General features: G+C 67.2%; 21 protein-coding genes. 20 read left to right on the plus strand and 1 reads right to left on the minus strand.

Going from position 1 to position 20,392, the window contains the following annotated elements; translation table 11 throughout:
• The first annotated feature begins 140 nt into the window (after positions 1–140).
• The 15 genes from F466_RS0104770 to F466_RS0104840 all read left to right on the plus strand — a co-directional run bounded on the left by F466_RS0104770 (position 141) and on the right by F466_RS0104840 (position 14,170).
• On the plus strand, positions 141–1,016 hold the full coding sequence (locus F466_RS0104770; protein ID WP_012982422.1) for a decaprenyl-phosphate phosphoribosyltransferase: 876 nt from the start codon (positions 141–143) through the stop codon (positions 1,014–1,016).
• Positions 1,013–1,984, plus strand: coding sequence for a lysylphosphatidylglycerol synthase transmembrane domain-containing protein (locus F466_RS0104775; protein WP_018993560.1), 972 nt, complete (start codon positions 1,013–1,015; stop codon positions 1,982–1,984). Before F466_RS0104770 ends, F466_RS0104775 begins: the two co-directional genes overlap by 4 nt.
• Complete coding sequence (locus F466_RS0104780) at positions 1,981–3,279, plus strand: FAD-binding oxidoreductase (RefSeq protein ID WP_018993561.1); 1,299 nt, start codon at positions 1,981–1,983, stop codon at positions 3,277–3,279. The genes F466_RS0104775 and F466_RS0104780 overlap by 4 nt, the downstream gene beginning before the upstream one ends.
• A complete protein-coding gene (locus tag F466_RS0104785) occupies positions 3,276–4,040 on the plus strand; it encodes an SDR family oxidoreductase (protein ID WP_018993562.1) in 765 nt (254 codons plus the stop codon). The genes F466_RS0104780 and F466_RS0104785 overlap by 4 nt, the downstream gene beginning before the upstream one ends.
• On the plus strand, positions 4,040–4,693 hold the full coding sequence (locus F466_RS0104790) for an HAD family hydrolase (protein WP_018993563.1): 654 nt from the start codon (positions 4,040–4,042) through the stop codon (positions 4,691–4,693). The genes F466_RS0104785 and F466_RS0104790 overlap by 1 nt, the downstream gene beginning before the upstream one ends.
• Positions 4,690–6,201 carry a glycosyltransferase family 39 protein gene (locus F466_RS0104795; protein WP_018993564.1) on the plus strand — a complete coding sequence of 504 codons (1,512 nt, stop codon included), beginning with the start codon at positions 4,690–4,692 and terminating at the stop codon, positions 6,199–6,201. Before F466_RS0104790 ends, F466_RS0104795 begins: the two co-directional genes overlap by 4 nt.
• 114 nt (positions 6,202–6,315) lie before the next feature.
• Positions 6,316–6,846 carry an invasion-associated locus B family protein gene (locus F466_RS0104800; RefSeq protein WP_018993565.1) on the plus strand — a complete coding sequence of 177 codons (531 nt, stop codon included), beginning with the start codon at positions 6,316–6,318 and terminating at the stop codon, positions 6,844–6,846.
• A 34-nt stretch (positions 6,847–6,880) separates the two neighbouring features.
• A complete protein-coding gene (locus F466_RS0104805) occupies positions 6,881–7,435 on the plus strand; it encodes a Na+/H+ antiporter subunit E (RefSeq protein ID WP_018993566.1) in 555 nt (184 codons plus the stop codon).
• Positions 7,432–7,749 (plus strand): monovalent cation/H+ antiporter complex subunit F, encoded by a 318-nt coding sequence (locus F466_RS0104810; RefSeq protein WP_018993567.1) that lies wholly within the window; start codon positions 7,432–7,434, stop codon positions 7,747–7,749. The genes F466_RS0104805 and F466_RS0104810 overlap by 4 nt, the downstream gene beginning before the upstream one ends.
• Entirely contained in the window at positions 7,739–8,035 is a 297-nt protein-coding gene (locus tag F466_RS0104815; protein WP_018139077.1) for a monovalent cation/H(+) antiporter subunit G, read from the plus strand. The genes F466_RS0104810 and F466_RS0104815 overlap by 11 nt, the downstream gene beginning before the upstream one ends.
• Complete coding sequence (locus F466_RS0104820; protein ID WP_018993568.1) at positions 8,032–9,027, plus strand: hydrogenase subunit MbhD domain-containing protein; 996 nt, start codon at positions 8,032–8,034, stop codon at positions 9,025–9,027. The genes F466_RS0104815 and F466_RS0104820 overlap by 4 nt, the downstream gene beginning before the upstream one ends.
• Positions 9,028–9,046: 19 nt before the next feature.
• A complete protein-coding gene (locus F466_RS0104825) occupies positions 9,047–9,448 on the plus strand; it encodes a cation:proton antiporter subunit C (protein WP_018139079.1) in 402 nt (133 codons plus the stop codon).
• Positions 9,445–10,929 carry a complex I subunit 5 family protein gene (locus tag F466_RS0104830; RefSeq protein ID WP_018174512.1) on the plus strand — a complete coding sequence of 495 codons (1,485 nt, stop codon included), beginning with the start codon at positions 9,445–9,447 and terminating at the stop codon, positions 10,927–10,929. The genes F466_RS0104825 and F466_RS0104830 overlap by 4 nt, the downstream gene beginning before the upstream one ends.
• Positions 10,926–12,449, plus strand: coding sequence for a complex I subunit 5 family protein (locus F466_RS0104835; RefSeq protein WP_018139081.1), 1,524 nt, complete (start codon positions 10,926–10,928; stop codon positions 12,447–12,449). Before F466_RS0104830 ends, F466_RS0104835 begins: the two co-directional genes overlap by 4 nt.
• Positions 12,446–14,170 carry a complex I subunit 5 family protein gene (locus F466_RS0104840; RefSeq protein WP_018174510.1) on the plus strand — a complete coding sequence of 575 codons (1,725 nt, stop codon included), beginning with the start codon at positions 12,446–12,448 and terminating at the stop codon, positions 14,168–14,170. The genes F466_RS0104835 and F466_RS0104840 overlap by 4 nt, the downstream gene beginning before the upstream one ends.
• 58 nt (positions 14,171–14,228) lie before the next feature.
• Here the strand turns inward: F466_RS0104840 and F466_RS0104845 are convergent, their stop codons facing one another.
• Positions 14,229–15,128, minus strand: a complete 900-nt coding sequence (locus tag F466_RS0104845; protein WP_018174509.1) for an alpha/beta hydrolase — start codon at positions 15,126–15,128, stop codon at positions 14,229–14,231.
• 234 nt (positions 15,129–15,362) lie between these two features.
• On the opposite strand from F466_RS0104845, the gene F466_RS0104850 reads away from it, so the two are divergent.
• The 5 genes from F466_RS0104850 (at position 15,363) to F466_RS0104870 (ending at position 20,322) form a co-directional block, all read left to right on the plus strand.
• Positions 15,363–16,859 carry an FAD-linked oxidase C-terminal domain-containing protein gene (locus tag F466_RS0104850; RefSeq protein ID WP_018993570.1) on the plus strand — a complete coding sequence of 499 codons (1,497 nt, stop codon included), beginning with the start codon at positions 15,363–15,365 and terminating at the stop codon, positions 16,857–16,859.
• A gap of 107 nt (positions 16,860–16,966) precedes the next feature.
• A complete protein-coding gene (locus tag F466_RS0104855; RefSeq protein ID WP_018993571.1) occupies positions 16,967–17,941 on the plus strand; it encodes a sensor domain-containing diguanylate cyclase in 975 nt (324 codons plus the stop codon).
• Between the two features lie 170 nt (positions 17,942–18,111).
• Entirely contained in the window at positions 18,112–19,416 is a 1,305-nt protein-coding gene (locus F466_RS0104860; protein WP_018139086.1) for a citrate synthase, read from the plus strand.
• A 388-nt stretch (positions 19,417–19,804) separates the two neighbouring features.
• Positions 19,805–20,008: a DUF2892 domain-containing protein gene (locus F466_RS0104865; RefSeq protein WP_018139087.1), complete on the plus strand. Its 204-nt coding sequence runs from the start codon at positions 19,805–19,807 to the stop codon at positions 20,006–20,008.
• 110 nt (positions 20,009–20,118) lie between these two features.
• Positions 20,119–20,322 carry a DUF2892 domain-containing protein gene (locus F466_RS0104870; RefSeq protein WP_012982402.1) on the plus strand — a complete coding sequence of 68 codons (204 nt, stop codon included), beginning with the start codon at positions 20,119–20,121 and terminating at the stop codon, positions 20,320–20,322.
• Positions 20,323–20,392 lie beyond the last annotated feature (70 nt).

The raw sequence follows: 20,392 nt of genomic DNA on the forward strand, positions 1-20,392 counted from the left end.
CCGTGAACGGTCGGTCGTTCGCGGCAAACGCCGCCGATGGTAACGCATCCCTGGCCCCAGTAGACTTCACGGACTCGCCGACCCATGTACCCACTCGCGTTGGTCCGTGTTTCCCAGAGCAAATGCCCCGGAACCCCTCGATGCTTCAGCCACTGATCAAACTGCTGCGGCCGCACCAGTACATCAAGAACGGGTTTGTCCTGCTGGGCGTCGTATTCGCCCACGAGTGGGAACCGGCGATGCTGCTGGCCGCGGGGGTCGCCTTTATCGCCTTCTGTGCGATTGCGAGTGCGGTGTATGTGCTGAACGACATCGTCGATGTCGAGGCCGACCGCCAGCACCCGGTCAAGTGCAACCGGCCCATCGCCAGCGGGGCAATCCCGGTCGGGACGGCCTGGGCGATCTTCGCCACACTGGTGGTGGTCGCCCTCGTACTGGCGGCCATGGTCAGCACCGGCGTGACCGCCCTAGTGCTTGCCTACCTGGTGCTGAACGTCGCCTACTCCTGGTGGCTGAAGCATGTCGTCATCCTGGATGTGTTCAGCATCTCGGCGGGCTTCATGCTGCGCATCCTGGCCGGCACGCTCGGGCTCGGGATCGAGCCCTCGCAGTGGCTGCTGCTGTGCGGCCTGATGCTCACGCTGTTTCTCGGCTTCGCCAAGCGCCGCGCCGAACTGGCGGATACCGCAATCGAGCGCTCTCCCGAACGGGAAGGCCCGCGCCGCGTACTCAATGACTACAGCGTGGGCCTGGTGGACCAGTTCATCGCGATCAGCGCGGCCTGCACAGTCCTGTCGTACGGGCTCTACACGGTCAGTGCACAGACGATCGACCTGCACGGCACGGATGGACTGATCTACACGCTGCCGTTCGTGATCTACGGCATCTTCCGCTACTTGTTCCTGCTGCACGCCCGTGGTGGCGGCAACGACACCTCGCGCGACCTGGTCACCGACCCGCACCTGCTCGCGACGGTTGCCGTCTGGCTGGGCGTCACCATCGCCGTACTCGCATGAGTGCGGTCCTGCTGTCCGGCTGGCGCATGCGGGCCGTGATGCTATCCGTCATCGCGGCCGTTGTGCTGTATCTCGGGGTTGCGCTGTGGGCGGGGGCCGCCGAGGTCTGGCATGCCCTCGCGCTGGTGGGGATCGGGGGCCTGCTGCTGGCCCTGTCGCTCTCATTGGTGAACTACTCGCTGCGTTTCACACGCTGGCAGCTCTATCTGCGCCGGCTGGGTCACCACGTGCCCCTGCGCAGGAGCGCCCACATCTACCTGGCGGGCTTTGCCCTGACCACCACACCCGGAAAGGCCGGCGAGGCCCTGCGCGGCGTATTGCTGAAGCGACGCCATGTTCCCTATCCCGACAGCTTCGCGGCCTTCGTCAGCGAGCGTCTGTCCGATCTGATCGCGGTCGTGCTGCTGTCGATGCTGGGCTTCACCCTGGTGGCCCAGGGTGGCTGGCTGATCCTCGCCGGGGCCAGTGCGGTGGCGCTCGCGCTGGTCATCCTGTCGTGGCGCCGACCACTCGCACGACTGCAGACGTGGACGGACCGGCCCGGCCAGCGCCTGTGGCGGACCGTTCATCACCTGGCGACTATCCTGCTGCAGGCCCGGCGCTGCCACCGCCCCACCCTGCTGGCCGGGGCGACCATTCTGAGCGTGGTCGCCTGGAGCGCGGAGGCGCTCGCCTTCTGGTGGATCCTCAACGCAATGGGCTTCGAGGCCAGCTTTGCCTTCGCCGCATTCGTGTTTGCGCTGGCGATGCTGGCCGGCGCGCTGAGCTTCCTGCCCGGCGGGCTCGGCGGGACCGAGGCCGTGATGGTCGGCCTGTTGCTGCTGCACGACATGCCCGCGGCCGATGCGGTCGCCGCCACCATGCTGATCCGCTTCACCACCCTGTGGTTCGCGGTCATCCTGGGCCTGATGGCCCTGGGCACCAACCCCGAGGCTCGCGGCCGCGAACAACCGGAGGCCACGGCATGACCACGAGCTGGAACCGCATCCCGCGTGTCGCGCACGCCGCCGAGGTCACGCTGAACCGGCGCGGCCAGCCCCTGCCCGGGGCTTCACACCCACTGCTCGCCTACGGCCTCGGCCGCAGCTACGGCGACGTCTGCCTGAATCCCGGCGGGAGCCTGCTGCATACCCGCGACCTCGACCGCTTCATCGCCTTCGACCCGGACACGGGCCGCATTACCGCCGAGGCCGGCCTGACCCTGGACGACTTGCTGCGCTTCGCGGTCCCGCGCGGCTGGTTCGTGCCGGTGGTACCCGGCACGCGCTTTGTAACGCTCGGGGGCGCGGTGGCCAACGACGTGCACGGCAAGAACCACCACCATGCCGGCAGCTTCGGCGAGCACGTCCGCGCCATGACCCTGCGCCGCTCGAACGGCGAATGCCTCGAGGTGACCCCCGACGACACCCCGGACTGGTTCGCCGCGACCGTCGGCGGGCTCGGGCTGACGGGCCTGATCGAGACGGTCACGCTGCAGCTCGTGCCCGTACGCACGCCCTGGATGCGCGCGTGGTCGCAGCGCTTCGACAGCCTGGACGAGTTCTGGGAGCTGGACGCCCGGGCCGAGCGCGAATGGCCCTACACCGTCGCCTGGATCGACTGCCTGAACCCGGGCCCGCGCGGCGAGGTCGGGCGCGGCATCTACAGCGGGGCGCGCCACGCCACCACCGCACCGGCGCGCAGCCAATACCGGGAGCCCCGCCGTGCCATACCGCTGGACCCGCCGGTTTCACTGGTGAACCGGGTGACCCTGCGGCTGTTCAACCAGCTCTATTACCGCCAATCCGTACACCCGACCGCCCGCGCCGTCCATCACCTGCCCTGGCTTTTTCCGCTGGACGCGATCCGCCACTGGAACCGCATCTACGGGTACAAGGGCTTTTACCAGTACCAGTGCGTGCTGCCCCCGCATGCGCAAAAGGACGGCATGCAGGCGTTGCTCGACGCCGTGGCCGCCAGCGGCCAGGGCTCGTTCCTCGCCGTGCTCAAGCGCTTCGGCGATCAGCCGGGGCCGGGCATGCTGTCGTTCCCCCGCCCCGGCGCGACCCTGGCGCTGGATTTTCCCGATCGCGGCAACGAGACCGAGCACCTGTTCCGGCGCCTGGACCGCATCGTGCAGGAGGCTGGCGGCGCGCTGTACCCGGCCAAGGATGCCCGCATGTCACCCGAGCTATTCCGCAGCGGCTTTCCTCGCTGGGAGGAGTTCGCTAGCTTTGTCGACCCCGAATTCTCTTCCGGCTTCTGGCGCAGGGTGACCAAATGAACCGTTTGCAGTCTGTCGTGATCCTCGGCGCCACCTCGGCGATCGCCACCGCCGTCGCGCGCGAACTCGCCGAGCACGGCGCCCGACTGTTTCTGGTCGCGCGCGACGGCGAGCGGCTGGAGCCCCTGCTGCAGGATCTGCGCGTACGCGGCGACGATGCCTCCGGCACGCGCATCCTCGGCGCAACGGCCGACCTGGCGGACGTCGACGCCCACGCGGACGTGTGGACACAGGCCCAGGAGGCGCTGGGCGACAACATCGATGCGGTGCTGCTGGCCTGGGGCACGCTGCCGGATCAGGGCGCCTGCAACGCGTCGGTCGCGACCACACTGGAGGCAATCCACGTGAACGGCACCAGCGCCATCGCCTTCCTGGCCCATATAGCGCCCGACTTCGAACAGCGCGGCCGTGGCGTGATCGCCGCCATCGGGTCGGTCGCCGGCGACCGCGGGCGCCAGAGCAACTACGTCTACGGCACCGCCAAGGGCATGCTGGCCACCTATCTCCAGGGGCTGCGCAACCGGCTGTTCTTCAGCGGCGTGGATGTGGTCACGATCAAGCCGGGTTTCGTGCGCACCCCGATGACCGAGGGCTTCAATCGCGCCGGCGCGCTGTGGGCAGAGCCCGAGACGGTCGCGCGCGGGATCACCAAGGCCCTGCGCCGCGGCCGCGATGTCGCCTACCTGCCCTGGATCTGGTGGGGCATCATGACCGTGATCCGCCTGATCCCCGAGTACCTGTTCAAACGCCTGAAGCTGTAATGACGGCTCCGCAACGCATCGTGCTGTTCGACTTCGACGGGACCCTGACCCGACGCGACACCCTGTTCCCGTTCCTGCGCTTCACGGTGGGTACGCCGCGCTTTCTCGCGTCCCTGCCCGGGTGCCTGCCGACACTGGCAGGCTTCGCGCGCGGGCGCATCGCCAACCAGGTCGCCAAGGAGGCCGTGCTCCAGCGGATGATCGGCGGCGCATCCCTGGACGATCTGCAGGCCCGGGGCCGTGCCTTCGCCGATCGCGTGCTGGACCGCCTGCTGCGACCCGTTGGCATGGAACGCCTCCACCATCACCAGGCGGCCGGCGACACCTGCGTGCTGGTCTCGGCCTCGCTGGATCTTTGGCTGCGCCCCTGGGCCGAGCGCCATGGCCTGGCCGACGTAATCTGCTCGCGACTGGCGGTCGACGAGCACGGCCGCGTCAGCGGGCATCTGGACGGAACCAACTGCCAGGGCGCGGCCAAACCCGCCGCAATCGCCAGCTGGCTGGGCCGCTTCGACCCGGATACCCCTGTGGATCTCTACGCCGCCTATGGCGACACCGCGGGGGACGAGCCCATGCTGCAGATGGTGACCACGGGTTATCGGCTGCGGGGCGGCCGGTTCGAGCCGGTCCAGACGGGCACGTCGTCGGCATGAGTGCAGATCGGCTGCCTCCCGGCGCGCCCTGGCTCGCGCGCCACTACGGTGCGGCGCTGCTGACCGCCCTGGCCGCCAAGATCCTGATCGCCTGGACCCTGCCGATCACGGGCGACGAGGCGTACTTCCTGATCTGGGGGCAGAATCCCGATCTCGGCTACTACGACCACCCCCCGATGGTCGGCTGGTGGCTGAGCCTGGTGCTCGCGATCTCGGACCACCCGCTCGCGATCCGGTCACTGGGGATCGCCGTATCCATGGCCCCCGCCCTGCTGATCCTTGCGCTGTGGCATCGGCAGGACCCGGTTCGGGTACGGCTGGTCTCGCTGATCGCCCTGTTCATGCCGCTGCTGTTCATCGCGGTACTGACCGCCACGGACACCCCGCTGCTCCTGTTCGGCCTGCTGGCCACCGGCCTGACCTGGCACGCGCTGCGCACCGGGCGTCCGGGCTGGTTCCTGCTGGCCGGGATCGCGCTGGGGCTGGCCTTCCTGTCGAAGTACTTCGCGGTGCTGCTCGGGATCGCGCTGGGGCTGCACATCCTGCTGTTCGCGCCGCGCCACTGGCGCGGACTGCTGTTGATCATCCTCGGCGTGGTGCCGGCGGTGGCCCTGAACCTGTACTGGAACTGGGACAACTGCTGGTACAACGTGATGTTCAACATCGTGAACCGGCATGGCGGCGACGGGATCGACCTGACCAACCTGCTCGCCTACGCGGCGATGCTGGTCTATGTGTTCACCCCCTGGCTGCTGTGGTTCATCGCCCGCGAGTTCCGCGTACTGGGGCCCGGCATCCGTGAACATCGCTTCGGGGTCTTCCTGAGCGCCGGGCTGATCCCGCTCGCGGTGTTCGCCCTGCTGGCGCCGTTCAAGAGCATCGGCCTGCACTGGCTGGCGGTGTTCGTGCCCTTCCTGCTGCTGCCCGCCCTGTTCCTGAGCACCCGCGCGCTCAACGTCAGCGCCTGGCTCTCGGCCCTCCTGGCCGGCGTACATGCGGTGGTGCTCCTGATGATCGCGCTGATGCCCGTGGAATGGCTCGAGAACCACGACCGTTACGCCGATGCGGTCTACTACCTCGCCCCGGAATCCGTGGCCGCGGCCGTGAACGAATACGAGCCGGACTGGCACGTGTTCACGCGCAGCTATTCACGCTCCGCGGTCCTTGCCTACTACGCCGGACGCGACGTCGGGGTGTTCGGCTCCGGCTCGCACTACGGCCGCCAGGACGATCTGCTGACCGACTTCCGCGCCCTTGACGGCGCCAACCTGCTCTACGTTGCGACCCGCGGCGAGGTCGACCCCGACGACCTGGAACCCTTCTTCGACGAGGTCGTGGTCCGCCGCCAGGCGATCCGCGGGATCGACTGGGAGATCGCCGAGGGGCACGGCTTTCGCTATGACGCCTACCACGAGCAGGTGCTGAGCGAGGTCCTGGCCGACTACTACGCTATCCCCGCCTGGCTCCCCGAAGGCCGCTGCGACTTCACCGATCGCTACAGCCAGTAACGCCGCGAACATCGGTGCGGTATTACGGTCACACAGGCATGCCGATACGCTTGAACCTGCCGCAACGCGCGTTCAAGCTGACGCGTTTGCCAATGCAATGACGGAGATCCCTACATGAAGCCTTACCTGGCATTCGCTGGTGCGCTGCTGCTGGCCATCCCGGGCCTGACCCTGGCCCAGGCCCAGACCGACCCGCAGATGGAAGAGCAGATGCAGCAGCAGGAGCCGGAGACCACGACCTACCAGGACTGGGAGGTCGCCTGCATCGAGACCCAGGGCGGCGAGCGCTGCCGCATGCAGCAGACGCTGCAGATCCAGGACGAGCAGGCACAGGGCGCCTACCTGCAGGCCTCGCTGTTCCGCGATGGTGACAGCTACATCATCGAGATCCTGCTGCCACTGGGCGTGGACCTGCGCCCCGGCATCCTGATGCAGGTGGATGACGATGGCGAGGAAATCGAGGCCCCCTACATCGCCTGCGTGGAGCAGGGCTGCGTCGCGGGCCATGAGCTCAGCGAGAGCCAATTCAACGCGATGCGTGGCGGTAGTGCGCTGACGGTCGGCTTCTGGCCGCTGCACGGCGACCAGCCGCTGGCCTTCGACGTCTCGCTGATGGGCTTCACCGACGCCAGCGAGCGGCTCTAGGCCTTCGCTTGGCTGCGCCACACGGGCCGGTACAATGACCCGTGTGGCGAAGCACAGGGACGCAACGAGCCGGGCCGGTCTCAACCGCGCCCGGGCACGCTGGCGGCGGGCAGCCTGGACTGTCCTGGCCGCCGCCGTACTGTGGTGGATCCTGGCCGGGCTGGATGCCCTGCTGGAACCCCTGGCACTGCTCGCGGTTCTGCTGGCCGGGGCCGCCAGCCTCGTACTGCCCACCGGTCGCCCCCTCGCCGTCCGATTCCGGGCCATACCGGGCCTGATCGGCTATTTCCTGCGAGCTTCCTTCCTCGGCGGTATCGACATCGCCCGACGCGCACTGGACCCCAAGCTGCCCATCGCGCCGGACTTCATCGAGTACCGGGCCGACCTCCCGCATGGACCACCGCTGACCCTCTTCATGGCCGTGCTCAGCCTGCTCCCGGGGACCCTCAGCGTTCGCCTCGAGGGGCGCCTGCTGACCGTGCATGTGCTGGATCGCCACAGCCAACCCGAAGTCGCGCTGCGCGAGCTCGAACGGCGTATCCACGATGCCTTCGAAGACCCCCGCCGGCAATCAGAGGAGACACAATGACTGTCTTCTATCTGGGTGCCGCACTCTTTCTGCTCGCGACGATCCTGCTCGGCCTGATCCGCGTGTTGCGCGGCCCCGGCTCCGGCGACCGCATGCTGGCCGCCCAGCTGTTCGGAACTACCGGGGTCACCATCCTGCTGCTGCTGTCACTGACGCTGGAGACCCCGGCACTGGTCGACGTCGCGCTGGTCTTCGCGTTGCTGGCGGTGGTGGCCGCGGTCGCGTTCGTCCGCCAGCACGGCCTACCGGAACCGTCGGGCACCCCCATCCGTCAGCGCCACGGCCAGAAAAAGGAGCCGGACGATGATCGCTAACACCCTGACCGTGATCCTGATCCTTTCCGGGCTCGTGTTCTTCGCGGCCGGGACGGCCGGGCTGCTGCGCTTCCCGGATGTGTACTCCCGCCTGCACGCCCTGACCAAGGCGGACAACGTCGGGCTGGGGCTGGTGATCCTCGGCCTGATGCTGCAGGCCGGCGGGCCGGCGGACATCCTCAAGCTGTTCCTGATCTGGGTGCTGGTCCTGGCGGCCGGCACCACGGCCGCGCACATGGTGGCGCAGCGCACCTGGACTCACGGGGAATTCGAGTCCGATCGATGAGCGACCTGCTCCTCGTCGTCTTCGATCTGGTCCTGCTGGTCGGACTCCTCGGGGTCGCCTGGCGCTGCCTCGCGAGCACCGACCTGTTCCGAGCGGTGGTGCTGTTCATCACCTTCGGGCTGCTACTCGCGCTGGCCTGGGTGCGTCTGGAGGCCCCGGACATCGCCCTGGCCGAGGCCGCGATTGGTGCCGGTATTACCGGTGCCCTCTTGCTGGTCACGCTGGAGCGGTTGCGCAGCATCGCGGTCGAACGCCGGCGCGGGCGTCCCGACCAGCCACCCGACCCCGCCGGTGCCGATGCCCTGCTGCACGCCCTGCATGACCCCCCGCCGCCGCGACGGACCTTTGTCCCCGCGCTGACCTTTGCCCTGGTGGTCGGCGGGCTCATGGTCACCGCCCTGTGGCACCAGCCGGACGCCGTGGGTCTGGAACCGGTGGTCGACGAACATATGGATATCTCGGGCGTGGATCACCCGATCACCGCCGTCCTGCTCAACTTCCGCGCCTACGACACCTTCCTGGAGCTGGCGATCGTACTGATCGCCCTGCTCGGGGCCTGGTCGCTGGGACGCTACGACCACCTTCCGGCACGCCCGGCGCCGGGCCCGATCCTCCCCGGTACCCTCCGGCTCCTGGTGCCGGTCGCGATCGTCACGGGCGTGTATATCCTCTGGGCGGGCAGCCATGCCCCGGGCGGTGCATTCCAGGCCGGGGCCATCCTGGGCGCCGCCGGCATCCTGCTGGTGCTGGCGCGGCCCCGCGACCTGCCGATGGCGCCGAGTACGCCGCTGCGTCTGGGCCTGGCCGCGGGGGTGGGCCTGTTCCTGGCGATCGGGGTCGTCGGGCTCTTCATCGGCCCGGGCCTGCTCGGCTATCCGCCCGAATGGGCCTACCCGCTGATCATCGTGATCGAGGTCGCGGCCACGTTGTCGATCGCGCTCACCCTGGTGGCGCTGTTCATTGCCGGACGGCCTGCCGGAGACGATCACTGATGGCCGGAGACGCACGCTGATGGAATGGCTCGCCCAGCAACTGGCCCCGGGCCTGATCTATCCGACGGCTGGCGCGGTCCTGTTCGCACTCGGCCTGTACGGGCTGATCCGCCGCCATCACCTGGTCCTGCGGATTCTTGCGCTCAACATCATGGGTTCCGGGGTCTTCATGGTGCTGCTGGGCATTGCGGCCCGTGGCGAGGGCCCACCGGACCCGGTCGCGCAGGCGCTGACACTGACCGGCATCGTAGTCGCGGTTAGCGCCACGGCATTCGCGCTCGCGCTGGTCGTGCGCCTGGCGCGCATCACGGGCCAGGCGATGATGCTGCCCGGCCCGCCGGACGATGACGCGCCGGTGGACGACATCTCGCGCGAGGAACATGCCCCCTCCGCGGAGTACGAGCGGGAGCGTCGCGAATGAGCGAGACACCCGCCGCAATGCTCCCGCTGGCGATCAGCGGCCTGGTGGCCCTGTCGCTGGCGCTCGCGATCCTGGCCACGATCTGGCCCCGTCAGGCGCACCGGATTGGGGGTTATGGCGCGGTGCTGATGACCGCAGCCGTCGTGGTGCTGAGCGCCCTGTTCCTGGCCGCGGGACCCGACCCGGAGTCCGCGGCCACGCGCGTGGCGCTGGGCGGCTGGGAGGCACCACTGGGCGTGATGCTGCACCTGGATGGCCTGTCGATGACCTTGCTGGTACTGACCGGCGTGGTGGGGCTGGCAACCAGCCTGTACAGCCTCGGCTACGTGCACGACCCGATCGAACGTCGCCAGTTCTGGCCCCTGTGGCTATGGCTGTGGGCCGGGTTGAACATGCTGTTGCTGTCCGGCGATGCCTTCAACCTGTACATCTCGCTGGAGGTGGTGTCGCTGTCGGCGGTGGCGCTGGTGGCGTTCACCGGCACCGCCGCCGCGGTCTCCGGGGCAATGCGCTATATGCTGATCAACATCCTCGGCTCGCTCAGTTTCCTGATGGGGGTTGTACTCCTGTTCGGGGAGCACGGAGTACTGGACCTGGTGCTGCTGGAGGCGCGCACCGAGATCGGCCCCACCGAGCGCATGGCCGCGGTACTGATGACCGCCGGGCTGATGCTGAAGGCGGCGCTGTTCCCACTGCATGTCTGGCTCGCCCCGGCACACGGCTCCGCCCCGGCCCCGGTCAGTGCCGTACTCTCGGGCCTGGTAGTCACCGGCTCGTTCTACCTGATCCTGCGCCTGTGGATGGGGCCCTTTGCCCCGCTGGCCACACCGGCGTTCGGCATCCTGGTGGGGCTGCTCGGCGTGGCCGCGCTGGTCTGGGGCTCGGCCCAGGCCCTGCGGTCCGGGCGTCTGAAATCCATCGTTGCCTATTCCACGGTGGCCCAGTTCGGCTATCTGCTGATCGCCTTCCCGCTGATGCTGGTGGACTCCGGGGCATGGAGGGTCGTGGTGTTCTTTGCCGTCGTCCACGCGCTGGCCAAGGCCTCCGTCTTTCTCGCCGCCGGTACGCTGCAACACGCGGCCGGACATGACCGTCTGGCCGACATGGGCGCGATCCTGCGCGCCCGTGGACGCACCGTGTTTGCGCTCGGGCTGGCCGGGGTCAGCCTCATGGGCCTGCCCTTCACCGGCGGCTTCATCGCCAAATACCTGCTGCTGGAGGCAGGGCTGTCCACGATCCTGGCGGGCAGCCTGATCGGCGTGCTGTGGGTAATCGCGATTGCCGGTGGCGGGCTGCTCGCCGCCGGCTACGTACTGCGCATGGTGGCCCCGGCCTTTCACCGCGGGCCCCGGGACGCCGGTGAGGCCGTCTCGCCGTGGATGGACTGGGTGCCGCTGGGGCTGGCCGTGGTTGCGGCCGCCGCCGGATTCGCCGGCACCCTGACGCTGCACACCCTGACACTGACCCCGGGGGCACCATGACCGACGGCGGCTGGCTGCTCCTCGCCATCCTGATGAGTTCGCTGGGCCCGGGCCTGGCGATCTTCTTCCTGCCCGAACGGCGCTATGGCCTGCGGACCCTGCTGAATCTCGGCGGGGCCGGGACCAAGCTGGTACTGGTCGGCTGGCTGCTGCTGGGCGTCCTGCGCGGCGATGAATATCAGCTCAGCATCCCGCTGCTGCCGGGGATCGACTTCGTACTCGCGGCGGACGCCCTGTCCCTGCTGTTCGCCACCCTCTCAGCAGTGCTGTGGTTCGTCACCACCGTGTACGCCATCGGCTATCTGGAAGGTTCGCCACGTCGGAGCCGTTTTTTTGGCTTCTTTTCCCTTTGTGTCAGCGCCACGGTCGGGATCGCGCTGTCGGGCAACCTGATCACGCTGCTGATCTTCTACGAGCTGCTGACGCTGGCCACCTGGCCGCTGGTGGTGCACCGCGGCACACCCGCCGCCCTGCGCGCCGGACGCCTGTATCTGGCCTACACCCTGACCAGCGGGCTGGTGCTGTTCACCGCGATCGTCTGGCTGACGCTTCTGGCCGGTGCCGAATCCTTCGTGCCGGGCGGCTACCTCGGCGAACTCGCGACCACGCACGAGACCACGCTCAAGGTCCTGTTCGTGATGTTGATGATCGGGTTCGGGGTCAAGGCGGCTTTGGTGCCGCTGCACTCCTGGCTGCCGATCGCGATGGTCGCGCCCGCCCCTGTTAGTGCCCTGCTGCACGCGGTCGCCGTGGTCAAGGCCGGGGCCTTCGGGATTGTGCGGGTGGTGAACGACGTCTATGGCGCCGAGGTCACGATGGAACTCGGGCTCGCCGCAGGGCTGGTAGTGGTCGCCGCGATCACCATCCTGTACGGCTCGATCCAGGCCCTGCGCACGGACGACCTGAAGCAGCGGCTGGCCTTTTCTACCGTCAGCCAGGTCTCGTACATCGTGCTGGGTGTCGCGCTGGCCGGGCCGCTGGGGGTCATCGGCGGGCTTGTGCATCTGGTGCATCAGGGGATCACCAAGATCACGCTGTTCTTTTGTGCCGGCAACTTTGCCGAGACACTCGGCATCCACAAGATCAGCGAGCTGGACGGCGTGGGCCGGCGCATGCCGTTGACCATGCTGGCCTTTACCCTGGGCGCCCTGGGCATGATCGGGCTGCCGCCGCTCGCGGGCTTCGTCACCAAGTGGCATCTGGGCCTGGGGGCGCTGGAGGCCCAGTTCCACTGGGTACTGGCCGTGCTGATCGTCAGCAGCCTGCTCAATGCAGCGTATTTCCTGCCGCCGGTGATCCGCGGCTGGCTGGGCGAGCGTCGCACGTCCTGGCACGAGCGTATGGTCGAACATAGCGGCCCCACACGCTTCGAGACCCACTGGATGCTGCTCGTCCCCACGATGTTCGTCGCGGCCCTGAGCCTGCTCGGCGGGCTGCTGGCGGGAATGAGCCTGAGCCCGCTCGACTGGGTGACCCTGATCGTGGAACGCGACTATTCGATCCCGGGGTTCGCGCCATGAACGCCCTGATCTGGATCGCGATCCCCCTGGTCCCGCTGCTGCTCGCGGTACTGATCGGCCTGCGGCCGCACAGGACCCGCTTCAACCGTTGGGTCCCGTGGGCGGCATTGCCGGGCCTTGGAGGTGCGGCCTTCGGGGGCGATATCGAGCCCGCCGCCCTGGACTGGCTGATGCTCAACACACTGCTGGGGCTCGACCCTCTGGGACAGGCCTTTCTGGCGTTGACCTCTGGGCTGTGGCTGGCGGCCGGCCTGTTTGCGCTGAGCGATCGCCAGGATGACCCGCTGCGTCACCGCTTCTACGCGTTCTGGCTGCTGGCGCTCTCCGGGAACCTGGGCCTGATCCTCGCCCAGGACGCCCTGAGCTTTTATCTGTTCTTCTCCCTGATGAGCCTGGCGGCCTATGGCCTGGTGGTGCACTCCAATACAGCGGAGGCCTGGCGCGCCGGACGCATCTATCTGATCCTGGCGGTCGTCGGCGAAATCCTGCTGTTTTCCGGCTTCGTCATGGCGATTCACCAGGCGGGTGGCGATACGCGGCTGACCGCGATCGCCGAGGCGCGCCCCGAAGGCTGGGGCCTTGCGTTGCTGGTGCTCGGGTTTGGCATCAAGGCCGGGATGCTTCCCCTGCATTTCTGGCTGCCGCTGGCCCACCCGGCCGCACCAGTCGCGGCCAGCGCCGTGCTGTCGGGGGCGATGATCAAGGCCGGCCTGCTGGGCTGGCTGCGGGTATTGCCACTGGATGAGACCGGCCATGTGCTGCTCGGCGAGACCCTCGTGCTCCTGGGTCTGTCGGCAGCCTTCCTCGCCGCACTCGCCGGGGTTCTGCAGTCGCGTCCCAAGACCATCCTCGCGTACTCCAGCATCAGCCAGATGGGGCTGATGACGGCCGGGGTCGGGCTGGCACTCGCCCTGCCTGACCTGCGGGCCTGGCTGCTGATGGCCGTTACGCTCTACGCCGTGCACCACGGCTTTGCCAAGGGTGCGCTGTTCCTGGCCGCCGGGATGACCGCGCAGCGCCCCGCGGGTGGCACAGGCCGCCTGGCCTTTTTCCTGTTCGCGGTGCTGCCAGCACTCGCCCTGGCCGGGATGCCGATGACCAGCGGCGCGCTGGCCAAGAACACCCTGAAGGAACCGCTGTACGACGCCGATCTGGCCGGCTGGATGGCTCATACGGAGTTCGCCCTGACCCTGGCGGCCGCCGGCACAACGCTCCTGATGCTGCGCTTTCTCTGGCGCTGGTATCAGACACAGCAAGACACCCAGACGCCCCCGCGCGCGGACTCGCGCCGCTGGTGGGCCTGGGGTGGCCTGGCGGCGATGTCGCTGGTCTTCCCCCTGCTGGGGGTGGCAGTCGCCCCACCGGAGCAGGTTTCCGCCTGGGTCGTGCTGACGAGTCTGAGCCTTGTCTGGCCAATTGGTGTCGGCCTGGTCCTGGGGCTGCTGGCCTGGCGATGGGCTCGGGATCGCGATCGGCCGTGGCTCCAGGAGGGCGATCTCGTCGTGCCCCTGGAGTGGCTCGCGCACACCAGCCAGCGCCTGTGGCACCGCCGCCCTGCATTGATCGGCGTCGGGCGCCACCCGGCGCGCCTGCGCTGGGTACGCTACCGGCTTCGTGAACGGCTGGAACTGGCCGAGCGTGTACTCACCCGCTGGGAGACCATCGGCCTGCTGTTCGCCGCCGCGATGCTGGGTCTGTACCTGACCCTCTGGGCCGGTTGAGACACACACAAAAAAGGCCGACCCGAAAGGGCCGGCCTGATGGGCTCAGATCAGCCGATCAGTGCTCACCGAGAAAGTCGACGGTGAAGTCCACCACGTCGTCGGCGAAGAAGTCGCGGAAGAAATGATCCGCACCATCGACGGTGTTCACCGTGATGTGCTCCTTGTCCTCGACCGCATCCATCCGCTCCGGCAGATCCGCCACCACGTCATCCTCGGACCCGATCACCACCAGCGTCGGGGTCTGGATGCCGTCGATCACGCTTGGCGTGTTGTGGACCGGGGCCGGATCGTAGTAGCTCAGGAACGCATGGGGTGCGACATCCAGTTCGCCACATTGCAGAAAACGCACGCCTTCCAGCATGGAGCCGTCGCCACGGTCGTGTTTCTCCTGGGCGCGGGCCAGTACTTCACCCAGTGGTTCCCCGGCCTGATCTTCGTAATCCGCCGCGACCTTGTCCGCATCAAAGGTGGACGGAGCGACCAGAACCATCGCGCGGATGTCGTCCGGATCGTGCTCGGTCAGATAGCGGGCCACCTGGTTGCCTCCACGCGAATGCCCGAACAGCGTGACCGGGCCATAGCCTTCGCCCTGCAGCCACTCCTGCCAGAGCGCGACCTCTTTCATGTGCTCGTCCACGCCATGATGAATCGGCGCGTCGCACTCGAACATCCCCTCACGTTCGTCGATCCCGTAGCTCAGGTTGATCGACAGCGTATTGTGGCCTCGGTCGGCCAGCTGATCCTGGACCGCCTGCATGACCTCCATGCGGCCGTGGGCGAGCGTGCCATGCAGCATCAGCACCACACCGTCTTCAGGCGAGGCACCGGCCCCTTCCTGGAAATGACCGATCAGGGTCAGGTCGTCATGCTCCAGCGTGACCTTGTCGGCCGCAAACGCCGGGGCTGAAGCCAGGCAAGCGGCCGCACAGGCCGTCGTGATCCATGAATGCCGCATCTCAATCTCCTTGGGTCGGGGTTGGAATCATTCTAGTAATCCCGCGAATGACTAGACTGTCACGAAACAATAAAAATTCCCGAACCTTACTCTGTTTATTGCATCCGCCGTTGCTGCGTCTTGCCAAATCAGCGTTTCCTAGAGACACCACGAAGTGACACGGACATTTCCTGCGCCGCCCACGGCCTGTAACCTGAGGGGCCTTTCGCCCTCCCGGACGCCCCTGACCACACCATGACTGCCGCACAGCCCCTGCCCCCGGATTCCACTGCGCTGGATGCGCTGGCGGCTGCGATCATGGTCCTGCAGCAAGAGCTGCCCGCGGATCGGCTGATCCTGGAGGCCCACGAGCGCCGCACCTACGAATGTGACGGGCTGTCCGCCTATCGCCAGACCCCCGGCGCCGTCGCGCTGCCCCACACGCGGGAGGAACTGCTCACCTGCCTGCGGGTATGCCGCGAGCACCAGGTCCCGATCGTACCCCGCGGGGCGGGCACCGGACTCTCGGGCGGGGCCCTGCCCAGTGCCACCGGGTTGCTACTGTCCCTGGCCCGCCTCAACCGCATACTGGAGATCGACGCCGACAATCGCTGTGCGGTCGTGCAACCCGGCGTACGCAACCTCGCCATTTCCGAGGCGGCTGCCCCCCAAGGCCTCTACTATGCCCCGGACCCCTCCTCCCAGATCGCCTGCTCGATTGGCGGCAATGTCGCCGAGAATGCCGGCGGCGTGCACTGTCTGAAATACGGCCTCACCGTGCACAACGTGCTGGGGCTGGAGATGGTCACGCTGGATGGCGAGATCATCCGCCTGGGCGGCAAGACCCTGGACACCGCGGGCCCCGACCTGCTGGCGCTGATGATCGGCTCCGAGGGGATGCTCGGCATCGTCACCGAGGTCACGGTGCGCCTGCTGCCCCGGGCGGAACGCACCCAGGTCCTGCTGGCGAGCTTCGACGAGGTAGAGGCCGCCGGGCGCGCGGTGGCCGGGATCATCGCGGCCGGGTTGATCCCGGCCGGCCTGGAGATGATGGACAACGCCGCGATCCGCGCGGCCGAGGACTTCGTGCACGCAGGCTATCCGGTGGACGCCGCCGCGATCCTGCTGTGCGAGCTCGACGGCACCAACGCCGAGGTCTCCGAGGACATCATGGTGGTGCGCCGCAAGCTGCTCGAGCTTGGCGCCACCGAGGTTCGCACCGCACGCGACGCCCAGGAGCAGGCCCTGTTCTGGGCCGGGCGCAAGGCCGCCTTTCCGGCCGCGGGCCGAATCTCGCCGGACTACTACTGCATGGACGGAACTATCCCCCGTCACCAGCTCGGTACCGTGCTCGAGCGCATCAATGCACTGTCGCGCGAACATGGCCTGGGCGTGTGCAACGTCTTCCATGCCGGCGACGGCAACCTGCACCCCCTGATCCTCTACGACGCCAACCAGCCCGGCCAGCTGGAAACGGCCGAGGCCTTCGGGCAGCAGATCCTGGAGCTGTGCGTGGAAGTTGGCGGGACCGTGACCGGCGAACACGGCGTGGGCGTCGAGAAGCTCGACGGCATGTGCGTGCAGTTCGCACCCCTCGAACTCGAGCAGTTCCACCGGCTGCGGCAGGCCTTCGATCCGCTCGGCCTGCTGAACCCCGGCAAGGCCGTGCCTACACTGGCACGCTGCGCCGAGTTCGGGCGCCAGCACGTGCATGGCGGCCAGCTCCCGCACCCCGACCTGCCGCGCCTTTAGCGCCAGAACCCGGGACACGGGGCGTCGCCGAGTGAAGTCCCCGCAACACTCTTGTAAGGTGAACGCGAGCACAAAGGCCACGGGTCCCCAACGCCCGTGCTATATCCATGAAGCGATCCCAGGACCAGCGCGAGGACACCGAGGACCCGTTCAACCAGGGCGTGGACAATACCCTGCGCCTTCTGCACCAACTCGCCCCGCTCGACACCTGGATGCTGACCCGGGTGGAGGGGGACGAGCAGATCGTGGTGCGCGCCGACGATCATGGCTACGGAATCGAGGCCGGCACGGCCTTCGACTGGAGCAACTCGTTCTGTATCCGCATGCTGGAAGGCCGTGCGCCCCAGATCGCACCGGATGCTGCACGCGAGCCTGCCTACGCCGAGGCGCTGAGCGCCCTTGCAGCGGCGGGCGACCAGAGCCCGATCGGCAGCTACATTGGCTACCCGGTGCAGGATGTCGACCACCAGCTGTATGGCGTGCTCTGCGCCATTCACCCGGAGACGCTGGCGGACTCGCTGGTCGAACACGACGAACCGATTCGCGCGGCGGTGAGTACGCTCGAGGCCCTGATACGGATGCGCCACCAGGTTGACTCGCTCGAGCGCGAACGCGAGGCCCTTCTTCTCGAGGCCCACACCGATACCCTGACCGGCACGTACAACCGCCGCGGCTGGGGTCTCGCACTCGCGGCCGAGGAAGACCGCTGCGCCCGCCATGGCCTCCCGGCCGGCGTCGTCATGATCGACCTGAACGGTCTGAAGGCCGTCAACGACACGCAAGGCCACGAGGCCGGTGACCGCCTGATCGCCGCGGCGGGACGCGCCCTGCTCGAGACCGTGCGTGACATCGACACCGTGGCCCGCCTGGGCGGCGACGAATTCGCAGTCCTGTTCCCCGAAACACCGATCGACTATCTGCCCGACCTGACCGAGCGCCTGCGCACGGCACTGGAACAGGCAGGCGTGTCGGCCGCCCTGGGCGCATCGGCGCGCGAGGTCCAGGGCGACCTGCCCGACGCGCAGGCCCGCGCTGACCAGGCGATGTACGCCGAGAAGCGCGCACAACGCAATGCCTCATAGGGAGGCGCACGATTCGATCAGCGTCTCCCGGGCCCCCGCTACCGAGGAATCGGATCGCGGAATCCCGAACCGGCCCTAGAACAACGCTGCCCACCGGGTGTCGATGGTTTACCATGCCCCTTTTCGACCCCGCGCGTTCGGGCGCCCCAGCGAATCTTCGAGGCCGTTTCATGAGCAAGACCGTCACGCTGACCGACAACACTACCGGCAAGAGCATCGAGCTGCCGATCCAGGAGGGTGCCCACGGCCCCAATTGCATCGACATCCGTGCGCTGTACAAGGAACTCGGTTACTTCACCTACGACCCGGGGTTCATGTCCACGGCCAGTTGCCGCTCGGATGTGACCTTCATCGACGGGGACGAGGGCACCCTGCTCTACCGTGGTTATCCGATCGAACAGCTGGCGGAAGGGAGCACCTATCTCGAGGTCTGCTACCTGCTGCTGAACGGCGAGTTGCCCTCCTCCGACGACCTGCACGACTTCTCGCGCATCATCAAGGACCACTCGATGCTGCACGAGGCGGTCCGCCGCTTCTTCGACGGCTTCCGTCACGATGCGCATCCGATGGCGATTATGGTCGGCGTGGTGGGGGCCTTGTCGGCCTTCTATCACGACAACGTCGACGTGCATAACCCGGAACACCGCCGCATCGCCGCGCACCGGCTGATCTCCAAGATGCCAACGATCGCCGCCTGGTCGTACAAGTACGCCCACGGCCAGCCGTTCATGTATCCGGACAACAACCTGTCCTACACGGCCAACTTCCTGTCGATGATGTTCGGGGTGCCCAGCGAGCCCTACCAGCCGAACCCGGTCTTCGTACGCGCACTGGACCTGATCCTCATCCTGCATGCGGATCACGAACAAAACGCCTCAACCTCCACCGTGCGCCTGTCCGGCTCTTCCGAGGCGAACCCGTTTGCCGCGATCTCGGCCGGCATCGCCTCGCTGTGGGGTCCGCTGCACGGGGGCGCGAATGAGAAGGTCGTGCGCATGCTCGAGGAGATCGTGAACTCCGACAAGAGCGTGCAGGACTTCGTCGCCCGCGCGAAGGACAAGAACGACCCGTTCCGCCTGATGGGATTCGGCCACCGCGTGTACAAGAACTACGATCCGCGGGCGAAGATCATCCGCAAGATGTGCCACGAACTGCTGGCCGAGATGGGCGACATGGGCGCCGAGAATCAACCGCTGTTCGACGTCGCCATGGAGCTCGAGCGCATCGCGATGGAGGACGACTACTTCATCGAGCGCAAGCTCTATCCGAACGTGGACTTCTACTCCGGCATCATCCTGCGCGCGATGGGCATCCCGCTGAACATGTTCACCGTGATCTTTGCGCTGGCCCGCACGGTGGGCTGGATCTCGCACTGGAACGAGATGATGCAGGATCCGGAATCACGCATTGGCCGTCCGCGCCAGCTCTACACCGGGCACCCCTCACGCGAGTACATCGCGATCGAGGAACGCTAGGAACGTTCTTCGGAAACACTGATCAATGTACACGCTCGCGCTCGAGTCGCTTTTACGTGTGAACAAGGCGCGGTGACTGCCGTGCAGTCATTCTGCACAAGGGAGCCGCAACGCCGTGCGCGCGCCCGTTTTTGATCAACAACGGGCGGCCGAGCCCCTGCTTTAAATGGATTGTGGGGTTGGTACCCCAGGTTCCCCGATCCCGCGTTGCGCCGCTTGCGGGTAGAACCACTACCCGTTGCACGACGCGCCTTGTCTCGGAAAACCTGGGGTACCAACGCGAGCGTGTACATTGATCAGTGTTTCCCTTGGCGCTCCCCCTCCCTTGCCGTGCGACTGCGCCAGTGCTATCACTGGGTAAACAACGGACGCAAGGGAGGGACCGTCCATGACGCTTGATCGCTTTTTCCTGGTGTTTGCCGGGATCGTTGTACTGATCAGTGCCCTGCTGACCTGGGCCGCCAGTGGATGGTGGCTGCTGCTGACGATCTTTATCGGCGTCCACCTGATCCAGTCCGCCTTTACCGGATTCTGCCCGCTGGCCATGGTGCTGAAGAGCCTGGGCATGAAGCCCGGCGAGATCTTCCACTGAACCGACCTGTTCCGGCACGTGTGCGGACCCACCGACCAGTGGGCCCTTGTATTTCTGTGTCTGCGGGCACATATTAGAGTTGTCTAATAGATAACCCGGGAGAATCCCCCATGAGCATCGATCGCATTGTCCTCGCCTTTGCCGGCACCGTCGTCATCATCAGTGCCATCCTGGCCTGGGTGTTCAGCCCCTGGTGGCTGCTGCTGACCCTGTTCGTCGGCTTCAACCTGCTGCAGTCGGCATTCACCGGCTTCTGCCCGCTGGCCATGATCCTGAAGGCCATGGGCGTCAAGCCCGGCGAGGCCTTCAACTAGGTCCGCAATATGGCAAGGCCCGGGCCGCTCGGTCCGGGCCTTTTTGCTTTAAGGGAACACTGAACAGTGT

This window comes from Thioalkalivibrio sp. ALgr1 (assembly GCF_000378285.1).
GTDB lineage: Bacteria > Pseudomonadota > Gammaproteobacteria > Ectothiorhodospirales > Ectothiorhodospiraceae > Thioalkalivibrio.

Coding starts and splice junctions, on each gene's coding strand:
- F466_RS0104830 (WP_018174512.1), top strand. CDS start 9,445: ATGAGCGAGACACCCGCCGCAATGCTCCCGCTGGCGATCAGCGGCCTG.
- F466_RS0104870 (WP_012982402.1), top strand. CDS start 20,119: ATGAGCATCGATCGCATTGTCCTCGCCTTTGCCGGCACCGTCGTCATC.
- F466_RS0104855 (WP_018993571.1), top strand. CDS start 16,967: ATGAAGCGATCCCAGGACCAGCGCGAGGACACCGAGGACCCGTTCAAC.
- F466_RS0104835 (WP_018139081.1), top strand. CDS start 10,926: ATGACCGACGGCGGCTGGCTGCTCCTCGCCATCCTGATGAGTTCGCTG.
- F466_RS0104840 (WP_018174510.1), top strand. CDS start 12,446: ATGAACGCCCTGATCTGGATCGCGATCCCCCTGGTCCCGCTGCTGCTC.
- F466_RS0104815 (WP_018139077.1), top strand. CDS start 7,739: ATGATCGCTAACACCCTGACCGTGATCCTGATCCTTTCCGGGCTCGTG.
- F466_RS0104780 (WP_018993561.1), top strand. CDS start 1,981: ATGACCACGAGCTGGAACCGCATCCCGCGTGTCGCGCACGCCGCCGAG.
- F466_RS0104865 (WP_018139087.1), top strand. CDS start 19,805: ATGACGCTTGATCGCTTTTTCCTGGTGTTTGCCGGGATCGTTGTACTG.
- F466_RS0104790 (WP_018993563.1), top strand. CDS start 4,040: ATGACGGCTCCGCAACGCATCGTGCTGTTCGACTTCGACGGGACCCTG.
- F466_RS0104775 (WP_018993560.1), top strand. CDS start 1,013: ATGAGTGCGGTCCTGCTGTCCGGCTGGCGCATGCGGGCCGTGATGCTA.
- F466_RS0104805 (WP_018993566.1), top strand. CDS start 6,881: ATGACCCGTGTGGCGAAGCACAGGGACGCAACGAGCCGGGCCGGTCTC.
- F466_RS0104770 (WP_012982422.1), top strand. CDS start 141: ATGCTTCAGCCACTGATCAAACTGCTGCGGCCGCACCAGTACATCAAG.
- F466_RS0104785 (WP_018993562.1), top strand. CDS start 3,276: ATGAACCGTTTGCAGTCTGTCGTGATCCTCGGCGCCACCTCGGCGATC.
- F466_RS0104825 (WP_018139079.1), top strand. CDS start 9,047: ATGGAATGGCTCGCCCAGCAACTGGCCCCGGGCCTGATCTATCCGACG.
- F466_RS0104800 (WP_018993565.1), top strand. CDS start 6,316: ATGAAGCCTTACCTGGCATTCGCTGGTGCGCTGCTGCTGGCCATCCCG.
- F466_RS0104810 (WP_018993567.1), top strand. CDS start 7,432: ATGACTGTCTTCTATCTGGGTGCCGCACTCTTTCTGCTCGCGACGATC.
- F466_RS0104795 (WP_018993564.1), top strand. CDS start 4,690: ATGAGTGCAGATCGGCTGCCTCCCGGCGCGCCCTGGCTCGCGCGCCAC.
- F466_RS0104820 (WP_018993568.1), top strand. CDS start 8,032: ATGAGCGACCTGCTCCTCGTCGTCTTCGATCTGGTCCTGCTGGTCGGA.
- F466_RS0104850 (WP_018993570.1), top strand. CDS start 15,363: ATGACTGCCGCACAGCCCCTGCCCCCGGATTCCACTGCGCTGGATGCG.
- F466_RS0104845 (WP_018174509.1), bottom strand. CDS start 15,128: ATGCGGCATTCATGGATCACGACGGCCTGTGCGGCCGCTTGCCTGGCT.
- F466_RS0104860 (WP_018139086.1), top strand. CDS start 18,112: ATGAGCAAGACCGTCACGCTGACCGACAACACTACCGGCAAGAGCATC.